6 protein-coding genes and 2 pseudogenes are annotated in these 11506 nt (G+C 36.7%); 7 read left to right on the top strand and 1 reads right to left on the bottom strand.

What is annotated here, in order from left to right:
- Nucleotides 1-925: pseudogene (locus D5R40_RS25815) on the top strand (hypothetical protein); the annotation flags it as partial.
- Nucleotides 926-1150: 225 nt separating this feature from the next.
- Here D5R40_RS25815 and D5R40_RS25810 read toward each other — a convergent pair.
- Entirely contained in the window at nucleotides 1151-1513 is a 363-nt protein-coding gene (locus D5R40_RS25810; protein ID WP_124155434.1) for a phage holin family protein, read from the bottom strand.
- A gap of 95 nt (nucleotides 1514-1608) precedes the next feature.
- Here D5R40_RS25810 and D5R40_RS25805 point away from each other — a divergent pair, with 95 nt between their 5' ends.
- The 6 genes and pseudogenes from D5R40_RS25805 (at nucleotide 1609) to D5R40_RS25775 (ending at nucleotide 11231) form a co-directional block, all read left to right on the top strand.
- On the top strand, nucleotides 1609-2100 hold the full coding sequence (locus D5R40_RS25805; protein WP_124155433.1) for a pentapeptide repeat-containing protein: 492 nt from the start codon (nucleotides 1609-1611) through the stop codon (nucleotides 2098-2100).
- 921 nt (nucleotides 2101-3021) lie between these two features.
- The gene (locus D5R40_RS25800) at nucleotides 3022-4860 is read left to right on the top strand and encodes an NAD(P)H-quinone oxidoreductase subunit F (protein ID WP_124155432.1); all 1839 of its coding nucleotides are present in this window, start codon (nucleotides 3022-3024) and stop codon (nucleotides 4858-4860) included.
- 1073 nt (nucleotides 4861-5933) lie between these two features.
- On the top strand, nucleotides 5934-7481 hold the full coding sequence (locus tag D5R40_RS25795; RefSeq protein ID WP_124144309.1) for an NADH-quinone oxidoreductase subunit M: 1548 nt from the start codon (nucleotides 5934-5936) through the stop codon (nucleotides 7479-7481).
- Nucleotides 7482-8060: 579 nt separating this feature from the next.
- Nucleotides 8061-9447: pseudogene (locus D5R40_RS25790) on the top strand (CO2 hydration protein).
- A 301-nt stretch (nucleotides 9448-9748) separates the two neighbouring features.
- Complete coding sequence (locus D5R40_RS25780; RefSeq protein ID WP_240038876.1) at nucleotides 9749-10309, top strand: metal-independent carbonic anhydrase family protein; 561 nt, start codon at nucleotides 9749-9751, stop codon at nucleotides 10307-10309.
- Nucleotides 10310-10826: 517 nt separating this feature from the next.
- Entirely contained in the window at nucleotides 10827-11231 is a 405-nt protein-coding gene (locus D5R40_RS25775) for a carbonic anhydrase (RefSeq protein WP_124144307.1), read from the top strand.
- Nucleotides 11232-11506: the final 275 nt, after the last annotated feature.

The following is an 11506-nucleotide window of genomic DNA, read 5'->3' as shown; positions in this document are numbered from 1 at the left end:
GGAAGAAGGAAGAAGGAAAGACCGAAGTTGGAAAAACTGGATGGGGACTCAAACTGTAGACGACGGGGTATTTAACCCAAAAGAACAAGATAATTATCGTTGGTATTGGAGTGCTTTTTTAATTGGTATAAGTGTGGCAATAAAATGGGTTTCTTTACCAATTTTATCTTTTGTTGTTTGGCAGAAAATATTATGTTTTAGGGAACAGGTAACAGGGAATAGGGAACAGAAAAGAATCAAAATTAATATGCTTCATAGCGCCGAAAAATCAGATAAACAGGAGCATAATTTTTATCATAATTTGCAACTTGATGAAGTACATAAAACTAGTAGGTTTTCGAGGTTTAAATTAGACGACAAAACATTTAGTTACCTTCTCCATCAAGTGCAGCAAGCAGGTTTTTTATTATTAATTGGTTTATTACCAATGTGTGTTGCAGCTCTAAATTTTTGTCAACCTGGAAAATGTTCGCTCATTCCTACAAGTTCAAATTTTGTTGTTAATGGTCGTAGTGCTGAATTAATTCCTTATTTAGTTAGTTTTGTTTCGGAACAATCTACAAAATTTAACTGGATTTATGGAATTCCTCTTTGCTTAGGAGTAGGAATTTTAATCTGGAATTGTCGTAGATTTGTTGATTTTACTGAATGGTATTTTTTCTTATTATTAACTTTATCTCCTATTGTTCATGCTTGGTATTTTACTTGGTTTATTCCTTTTGCTGTAGCAACTAGAAATTTAGGGATAAGATGGGTGAGTTTATCAGGATTTATTTATTTTGTTTTGCCATACAGACAAACTTTAGGAGATAATAGTTGGGTTTTAAATCCAATGGAAAGATACTGGTTATGGTTGCCTCTAATAGTAGGATTTATTTGGAGTAAATGGAAAGATAAAAAAAATATAGTAGGGAATAGGGAATAGGTAAGCATTCAGCAATCAGCAATCAGCTTTCAGCTTTTTTTTACGAATTAAGTCAAACACCCATTCGTTTTTTGCTGTAGATATATTTAGACATATAACAGTAGAAGGAAAAGGAACGGAAAGATTGAGAAGCTCTAAAACTCCGACAACGTAATATTTTTCCTTCTTCCTCCTTCCTTCTTGTTCCTTCCTTCTTCCTTCTTCCTTCTTCCTTCTGATTACTGATTAAATATCTTGAGATTCTTCCTGTTTATTAACAAATCCGCCAATAAAACTAGAAACAAAAGATAACACAATTGCCCCCAAAACTGCAGGCCAAAAACCATCAACTTCTAAACCAGGAGTAAAATATCCTGCCAATGAAAGAGAAATTCCATTTACTACTAATAAAAACAACCCTAAAGTTAAAATTGTCAGAGGCAAAGTTAAAATTGTTAAAACTGGTTTCACAAACGCATTTACTAACCCCAAAACAATTGCTGCAACTGCTGCTGCCGGAATACTATCAACTCTCACACCAGGTACAACAAAAGCTGTAATTAAAAGTGATAAGGTTGCCATTAACCAAGTGATGAAAAAACTTGCCATACTTATTCTTTCAACCTCCTAAATCGCAATTAAAAATTATGTGGCCTAATTTAAGATAAACTAAGTTAGATAGTCTAATTAATAAACCATTTACTATGATTTTGCATCAAATTGCTACTTTTTTATTAACACTGAATTTGTTTTTGTGGCCAACCCTAGCTCAAGCTCAATATTACCCACCACCCCTCTCTTATAGCAATGCCCAACTTACCGGAAAAGATTTTTCTGGCCAAGTGTTGCAGTCCGCAGAATTTTCTAATGCGAATCTTCAACTAACTAATTTTACAGATGCCGATTTACGGGGAGCTATTTTTAGTTATTCGACATTAACTAAAGCAAATTTACATGGAGCGAATTTAACTTATGCTATGGCAGACTTAGTTGATTTTACTAATGCCGATCTAACTGATGGGGTGTTTGTGGAAACAATAATGTTAGGCTCGACTTTTGATGCTGTTGATATTACAGATGCAGACTTTACAGATGCTTTGTTAGATGGAGCGCAAATTAGAAAATTATGTCAACAAGCAACAGGTGTTAATTCCAAAACGGGGGTGGCAACTCGTTATTCCCTTGGTTGTAGATAGTAGGCATCATTACATTAATGTTGCAAGCTTTTAATGTTGTTTGATAATTTTGAGAAAAACAATATTTACTGTAGCTTTAACCATTTTTTACAGTGTATTTCAGGTTTTTGAGGTACAGTCACAACAATTTTACAGCACTTTTTAAATTGAAAAATCAAAGTAATAAAATTATCGCAAATGATTTGGGATTGCTATTTCATTAATTGATAATTGATAATGGATAATTGATAATTACCTCGGGTTTTAACCGCTATGGAATTGAATATAAGGAAATATTATTTCTTCTCTTGGTCGATGGTCGGACAGCGAGGATACCTCGCCATCCCACCCAACGGGTGCGCTACGCTAACGACCGCTGTCTTGGTCGATGGTCGGACAGCGAGGATACCTCGCCATCCCACCCAACGGGTGCGCTACGCTAACGACCGCTTTTTTCCCCTTAAAAGGGGAGGCTTCAAGGCGCGAATTATTTAGTTATTAATTATTAATTATTAATAACTAAATAATTCGGTAAGCATTTCCTCCGGAATGCTGCGCAAACAGCTATTAGCTGTCAGCTAGCCTCCTCCGGAGGAACTGCGTTAACAGCAACAAGACTCTCTCTTATGGAATAGTGTTTAAATTAACAACTGACTTTCAGGATAAGGGAGCCAACTTTTGTAGTAAGACAATTAATAAAGCTTTTATCTGAACTAAAAGTAATAGCCGATAGCTGATGGCTGACGGCTGAATGCTTATATTGCTATAGTACAATAGATAATCTCTAATATATAAAATTAAGCTCTCATAATCAATACATAAACAATTCAAATTATTGGTAAAACAAAAATATTAATATACGTACCAAACTTAATATAAAATTAACTATTAATTAAATTAAAGTAGCAAGTTATTTATCAAAATCTCGCAAAAATAAAAATAATGCTATCAAATGACTTTCTAGAAACAGTTTGGTTAATACCTTGCTATGCTATCGTCGGTGCAGCTCTAGCCATACCCTGGTCTCCCGGAATTATTAAACGTACCGGGCCAAGACCAGCAGGTTATATCAATCTGATTATGACCTTCATCGCTTTCTTACATGGCTTAATCGCTCTATCAGTAGCTTGGAATCAACCAACTCAAGAATTATCAATACCTTGGCTAGATGTGGCAGGGCTAAATATCACTATTTCCCTAGAAATATCTACCCTCACTATTGGAGCGACTATATTAATTACTGGTCTCAATCTTCTGAGCCAAATTTACGCGATCGCCTATATGGAAATGGATTGGGGATGGGCACGTTTTTACTCCCTACTGGCATTATTTGAAGCTGGAATGTGTGCCTTAGTCTTGTGCAATTCCCTATTCTGGAGTTACATAATTCTAGAAATTCTCACTCTCGGTACATATCTATTAGTGGGGTTATGGTTTAGCCAACCATTAGTAATTACTGGAGCAAGAGACGCCTTCCTGACAAAACGGGTGGGAGATTTATTTTTGCTCATGGGAGTAGTTGCTCTATTACCTCTAGCAGGAACTTGGAATTATACGGAGTTAGCTGAGTGGGCAAAAACTGCAAACATCGCTCCTACAACTGCCACCCTATTAAGCCTTACTTTAATTGCCGGACCTCTAGGTAAATGCGCTCAGTTTCCCCTACATCTGTGGTTAGATGAAGCAATGGAAGGGCCAGTGCCAAGTACTATTTTACGGAACTCCCTGGTAGTAGCAGTTGGAGCGTGGGTGTTGATTAAAGTGCAACCTGTTTTAGCTTTATCCCCTGTTGCTTCCACAGTCACGATCGGGGTGGGAGTATTTACCGCAGTTTGTGCTTCTTTAATTGCTATTGGCCAAATTGATATTAAGCGATCGCTTTCTTATTCAGTCAGCACTTACATGGGTTTGGTCTTTATCGCTGTGGGAACTGGTCAAGACGAAACTGCTTTGATGTTGTTATTTACTTACGCTTGTGCGATGGCGTTGTTGGTAATGAGTACGGGTGGGGTAATTTTAAACTGCGTCAGTCAAGACTTGACTCAATATGGTGGTTTATGGTCTCGTCGCCCCATTACTGGAATTTCTTATTTAGTGGGTGCTGCTGGTTTAGTGGGTTTGCCTCCTTTGGGTAGTTTCTGGGCACTGTTGCAAATGACAGATTATTTGTGGAGTAGTCAACCTTGGTTAGTAGGTGTGTTGTTGTTGGTGAATGGGTTCACTGCTTTTAGTATTATTCGGGAGTTTGGTTTAATTTTTTGTGGTCAACCGAAGCAAATGACTGAGCGATCGCCTGAAGGTTTATGGGCGTTAGTTTTGCCGATGACTATTTTGGCTGGTTTTACGTTGCATATTCCTCTATTGTTTGCACAATGGCAACTACTACCGGATATCGCAACTATTAATAAAACTGTTGCTGGTTTATTATTGTTATCCAGTGTGCTTGGTTTTGGTATTGGTGGATTGATTTATCTAAACGATGGGTGGGAGAAACCAATTAAGTTTCCTTTACCAGCAATACAAGACTTTTTTGCCTACGATTTTTACACTGCAAAACTGTATAGAATTACTATTGTTTTTGTGGTGGGTTTAGTATCAAGAATTATTTCCTGGGTTGACCGCTATCTTGTGGATGGTGTAGTTAATTTTGTGGGTTTAGCGACTGTGTTTGGTGGTCAAGGTTTGAAATATAATGTTTCTGGTCAGTCTCAGTTTTATGTATTGACAATTTTGATTGGTATGACTCTATTATTAAGTTGGTTAGTGGTTGGTTTATTTTAGGGAGTAGGGAGTAGGGAGTAGGGAGTAGAAAAGAAGAAAAATAACTGTACCTTAGTAATACCATTTATCTGTAAAAATGCGCTTAATAATTATGACCAAAACCTGAATTTTACTAATAGCTGTTATCTTTTATTAAGCGCAACTTCATGGATAAATGGTATGACTTGAGAAAGGTTATATTGTGATTAATTATCTGTACATCATAGTCAAAAATAACTGTAATGCTTGCCTTGAATTTTTGAAATATTTAAGCCTGCCATAAAGCTGATTTAACAGCAGGTCAATTTACGGAAAAATCTCAATCATTCCCATGGATAATCTGTAGATTACACTTAGAAATTACCCGTTGGTTGTACTAGACTCAAATTTTGAGATGTTGAATCTAATCTGATTTAGTAGTTTTATTTTAGGAAAAATCTCAATCAATCATTTCCGGAAATCATCCGTAGATTACACTCAAAAATTATAGTTTTTGTCAGACTAAAATATTGAGATGTTGAATCTAAGTTAATTTAGTAGTGGATTGATTTGAGGAAAAATCTCAATCAATTATTTTTGTAAATCATCTGTAGATGACACTCAAAAATAGCGTTGCAAAAATGCGGGATGATTTTAATAGTTTTGTGTTTGGGGGCATCTTGCCCGTTCCTGATATTTTTGGGTAGGCAGGAACCCACCCCACTTACATAAATTTTGAGATGTTGAATTTAGCCTGATGATGGAACTGATTTATTAATAGGTTGATTGGAGGGAAAATCTCAATCAATTATTTCTGTAAATCATCTGTAGATAACACTCAAAAATAACTCTAGCGCTCGGCTAATATTTGGCAAATATTTAAGTAGATAATGAACCTGATTTAACAGTTACTTAGCGTAGCTCCTCCGGAGGAGACTAACTGATAACTGATAACTGAAATTACCCCTTAGTTGTACTAGTGCAGGATGGCGGAAATAACTGACCAGTTACAAAATCCTAAAACAATTACAAATAAAAAATGATTTACTTTTGACTTTTGACTTTTAACTTCCGCACAGACTAAAATTTAATTAACATAAAAATAACAGAAAATTATGCTCAGTGTCTTAATTATCATCCCAATTTTAGGGGCAGCTTTAGTCGGATTTTTTCCCGGAAAAATTACCGATGAAAAATTACGAAAAATCACCTTAGCAATTGCCCTATCTCTAATAGTTTGGACTGTAGAAATTGCCCTTAAATTTAACCTAAATAATCCAGGGTTACAATTTCAAGAACATTTTACCTGGATTCCCCAATTAGGTTTAACCTATAATCTCGGTATAGATGGTTTATCCTTACCATTACTCGCCCTAAATTCCTTACTAACATTCATCGTAGTTTATGGATATGGCAATAATGTTGATCGCCCGCGATTATACTACTCCTTAATTTTGTTAGTAAATGCCGGAATAGCAGGTGCTTTTCTCTCCGCAAACCTATTACTATTCATTCTCTTTTATGAACTAGAATTAATCCCCATCTATTTATTAATAGCAATTTGGGGTAGTAAAAAACGAGGTTATGCAGCAACCAAATTTCTGATCTATACAGCAGTATCCGGAATTCTGATATTAGCAGGATTTTTAGGAATAACTTGGTTAAGCAATTCTCCCAGTTTTGATTATGACCTAATCTCAACCCAAGGACTATCCCTAAAAACCCAACTTATCTTACTAACTATTCTCTTAGTAGGATTCGGTATTAAAATTCCATTAGTACCTTTACATACTTGGTTGCCAGATGCTTACGTCGAATCATCTCCCCCCGTCACCATTCTTCTCGGTGGCATATTAGCAAAATTAGGCACTTATGGACTATTGCGTTTTGGGTTAGGATTATTTCCCGAAACCTGGCAAATAGTCGCTCCCGGAATGGCGATAATTGGTACTTTTAGCGTCTTGTATGGAGCATTAGCAGCGATCGCTCAACAAGACATCAAACGGATGGTGGCCTACAGTTCAATTGGCCACATGGGTTATATTGTTGTTGCTGCTGCTGCCAATACACCTTTGAGTTTAGTGGGAGCTATTTCTCAAATGGTTGCTCACGGTTTAATTTTAGCGATTCTATTTCACCTGGTAGGTGTGGTAGAAAGCAAAGTTGGTACTCGCGAATTATCTGTGTTGAATGGTTTGATGAGTCCGGTGCGTGGTTTACCTTTTACGAGCGCTTTATTAATTATGGGTGGAATGGCAAGTGCAGGTATTCCAGGAATGGTAGGTTTTGCTGCTGAGTTTCTAGTATTTCAAGGTAGTTTTTCGGTGTTTCCTATTCCTACTCTGTTGTGTATTATTGCCAGTGGTTTAACTGCTGTTTATTTTGTGATTTTGTTAAACCGTACTTGTTTCGGCAAATTAGATAATGATACAGCTTATTATCCTAAAGTTATTTGGTCCGAACGTACCCCTGCTTTAGTATTAGCAGTAGTGATTTTCTTTTTAGGAATTCAACCTACTTGGTTAGTGCGTTGGAGTGAAGCAACTTCCAATTTTTTAGTCCCTAATTCTTCTATAGAAATTCAAAAGTCAAAAGTCAAAAGTCAAAAATTAGCTAGTTTGATAAATACAGCAGATGTTAATTTCCTGGAGTACAGAAATTAGGTTGTTTTGTCAGATATAAAAACTGTGTAAGAATATTTCTCAAAATTCCTACTAATATCAAGTTTGGATAATTATAATGCAGTTGGTTGGGTTAAGCGCTAGCGCAACCCAACAAATATAATTATTGTTGTTGGATTTATCCTCCGAATAAGCTCCACTAATGCGGACTCAACCAAATCTACAAAGTGCTACAAAGTGCCAAATTTTTATGATTTTCATTGAAGCAAACATGATATAACACCTCACACCTAAAACCTCAAAAATTATGACACAAATAACAATAAAACATCCCCCCTTCCAACATGAATTTGCCGAAATTAATTTCCCGTCTCGAAGTAGCGAAACCCAACAGATACAAACTAAAACTTAATGTGCGAATAATTATTTATAATACCGTAGGTTGGGTTAAGCGCTAGCGCAACCCAACAAATACAATTATTGTTGTTGGATTTATCCTCAGGATAAGCTCCGCTAACGCGGACTCAACCCAACCTAAAAAGTGCTACAAAGTGCCAAATTTTTATGATTTTCATTGAAGCAAACATGATATAACACCTCACACCTAAAACCTCAAAAATTATGACACAAACAACAATAAAACTTCCCCCATCCCAACATGAATTTGCCGAAATTATTCACCGCCTCGAAGCAGGTGGAGCAATGCTACCAGATACCCCAGAAAACCTAATGCAAATTATCGGTATTTATAAAGCTTATGCAGTACCAATGGATTTCTATTGGCGCGACTTACTTTATATTGCCGAACGAGTATTTTTAAACCCCTTACCCTTCTTTAAATACTTCCTGCCAAAAGAATATTTAGAACTTCATAATCACTATGCAGGTGATGATGCAGACTTAAGAGTTTGGCGCGGAGAAGCAACAGCTCATCCAGAACTTTTAGCATTTATTGAAAAGGGAGAAAGTGGCAAAAAATCAAAATTATTACATCATTTATGGCATGACAGAATTAATATGGAATTTGCCGAAGCTTGTATGCGAGCAATGTTTTGGCATCGGGAAATGGGAGGTAAATTCGATCCTTATTTAGATACTCCTGAATATAAGGCAGCAGCGGATAAAGCAATTAAAGCTTATTTTCAAGGAAATCCTGTAATGTTAGGTCTGTATAAACTATTTCCAGAAATGTTTATCGAACAGGTCAGACAACTTTCTTATTACAGTAATCTTGGTTTATTTTGGGAAGTAATGGCTGCTGTTTTTTTTGAAATGTTTGATTTATATAATGAAGGGAAATTAACCAGCGTTCCAGAAGCAATGAATTTTCTTGTAAATGGAATTTTTGCTGTAGCAAATCGCCCAATTTATCATCATGTTTATATTCGGGGTGAGTTACATGAAATTATTCCCAAATCTTGTGGTTTTACTTGGTTATTTGAAGCTGCTTTACCTTATGTAGAAGCTGTCTTTTATCGCACTGCACCTTTCCGTGGTACAAAGTCTTATAATGCTCAGGCAAAACAAGTACCAGAAAATCAAAAAGACTTTCATTATGGCATAAAGAATGCCATAATGAAAGTCTTTTTGATTTTCTGGTACAAAGTCTTATAATGCTCAGGCAAAACAAGTACCAGAAAATCAAAAAGACTTTCATTATGGCATTCTTTATGCAGATGTTTTTCCAGTGGGAAATGCTGGTATCCCTCCCACATTATTAATGCAGGATATGCTGCATTTTTTACCATCATTTTTAGTTGATTATTACAAACAAAATTGTCGGGGTGAAGATGATATGTTGATTCAGTTAGGAATTACTTTTCAACGTTCAATGTATTGTGTAACTTCCGCAGTTATTCAAGCATTAAGACAGGCAACATTACATCCTTTAGATGACCCAGACCTAGAACATTTAAAAGCAAATCGTGCATTTTTTGAAGCACAACTAGATAGGTTTAAGCGTCCAGAAGCTCGGTTGCGAGATATTCAGCGCCAAGATTATCGTTAATATAATTAGGGTTTGCGCTCAAAAGTCTTTTAGTAGGGATAGGAGACAGGAGACAGGAGACAGGAGACAGGAGAAATGGGAATGAGTGAGGAGGTAGGAGCTAAGTTTTGTCCCAAGATTTTTCTGCCCAACTATGCGCCTCAAATGCGCTCCTTTTTGAGCGTTAAACCTTAAATTTCCTTGGCCAATTATCCAGAAATGATGAACAATTTCAGCAACTTTCTCAAGAAAATTATCTGTTTGTAGCCTTGTAGGCGGAAATAGGTTAACCTATTAACTCCTAGTCCTATAAAAGAAAAAGATGACCATGAAACCAAATTTCTTTGCACTTTTAATCGTATCTGCAGTAACCACAATGGCTGGTTGCACGAACCCTCAATCTACGCCAACAGTACAATCTGCGTCATGCGAAAATCCTGTAACAGAAAACGATGTTCTAGCTGCACAGCAAAGCTGGGGCGAAGCCATTGTCGCCATTGGCAAGGCAGAAAACCCAGAAGCAGAAGCACAAAGTACTCTTGATAGGCTTTATGGTTATGATCTTGGTACGGTTTTGTTCAAACCAACACTGGCCAGCAATGAGCCATTCAGAGGTACAGAGAAAGAGGCTTTGTCTTATTTTGTCAGTGGGAGCATCAGCGAAGATAAAGGTTTTGCTCTTGCGCCCTATAACAATGTGCGCTTTGAGAATGAAGGAATTATTACCCACTGCGATACAGCTACCTCAATGGGTGAGTATTTTTTCACCAAAACAGACGGTAGCGAGATCAAGGTAGAATACACTTTTGGTTATGTTCGTGATGAAAACGGTGATCTGAAAATCAATCTGCACCATTCATCTCTGCCATATCAAGTGAAATAAGGGCGATCGGTAGTAACGGTCGATGGATGGGAATCCCGCGCAGAGCTTGTGTCGGGATGATATCAAGGGTAGAAAATTAACTCCAACTGCTTCGGCTGCTGATATTGCTTCACAAGCTTTCTGTCAATGTCAATTCCATGTAAGATTTTGATAGCATTTACTACTTCGGGATACTGTACCAAAACGGCGTAAATAGAAGGTTGGCATTATATACTGCAGCGAGTCAGAGAAAGGCTCTGAAACTCTTATGATTCCCTTCCGTTATTGTTTGAAATATGGCGCTGTGCGCAGGCAATATGCAACAGGCAACAGCTCATCTGGCAACCCACCCCTAACCCCTCCCAGGAGGGGAATAAAAACCCGTTTGCGCAAGCATTCCATAGGAATCACATAAGACTTTTAGCTATTGGACAGTTCCTGTAATTTGTAAATATGCCAGCGCACATTGCTATAACTTTCAGACCATAAAAAAGTAAGATAGCTCTAACCCATATAAATCAATACTTTTAAGCTTTAATTGCCCCTGGTTGCACGAACCTTTGAACTACGCCTAGTTCAAGAAGCCGGAAATATTGTGACTCCAGAAGAAATGGGTATTATAGAATACGGTACTTTTGTATTAGGTTCAAAAGTGTTAATGGTACTAGGGCATGAAAATTGTGGGGCAGTAAAAGCAACAATGGATGGTAAACCTGTTCCAGGTCAAATTGGCAGTATAATTTCTGCTATTAAACCTGCTGTAGAAATTGCTAAAGGTAGAGATGGATATTCTGTAGAAAGTGCTGTTAAAGCTAATGTAATGGAACAAATAAAAATTATCAATCTTTCTCCAGTGATTACCCAGTTAGTTCAGGAAAACAAATTAAAAACTGTAGGTGGTTATTACGATCTAGACGAAGGAAAAGTATATTTGATTAGTTAAAAAACATAGAAAAATCTGCATTACTTTCATTTGCCTGTGTTTTCTGTTTCTTAACAAAGTGAGAGTAATAAAATGTCCTGCCCTTAATTACTTTTTTTCAACATACATTTGTATAAAATGTTTGCTTTCTCAAATTCAAGAGAAGTAATGTTATACTCATAGTAATTCTGCAATATTATCGTTAATAACTTTGAAAAAGGATACTAAATCAGCATCGTTTTTTTAGCTAGATCGCCGAGAAGCCTCACGCCATAATCTGTGATTTGGCGACCAGA

It is taken from the genome of Okeania hirsuta (assembly GCF_003838195.1).
In the GTDB taxonomy this organism is placed as follows: Bacteria; Cyanobacteriota; Cyanobacteriia; order Cyanobacteriales; family Microcoleaceae; genus Okeania; species Okeania hirsuta.
This window is presented reverse-complemented; position numbering and strand designations above follow the sequence as displayed.

Excerpts from the sequence above, each read along its gene's own strand:
- D5R40_RS25810 (WP_124155434.1), bottom strand. The coding sequence starts at position 1,513 with ATGGCAAGTTTTTTCATCACTTGGTTAATGGCAACCTTATCACTTTTA.
- D5R40_RS25805 (WP_124155433.1), top strand. The coding sequence starts at position 1,609 with ATGATTTTGCATCAAATTGCTACTTTTTTATTAACACTGAATTTGTTT.
- D5R40_RS25800 (WP_124155432.1), top strand. The coding sequence starts at position 3,022 with ATGCTATCAAATGACTTTCTAGAAACAGTTTGGTTAATACCTTGCTAT.
- D5R40_RS25795 (WP_124144309.1), top strand. The coding sequence starts at position 5,934 with ATGCTCAGTGTCTTAATTATCATCCCAATTTTAGGGGCAGCTTTAGTC.
- D5R40_RS25780 (WP_240038876.1), top strand. The coding sequence starts at position 9,749 with ATGACCATGAAACCAAATTTCTTTGCACTTTTAATCGTATCTGCAGTA.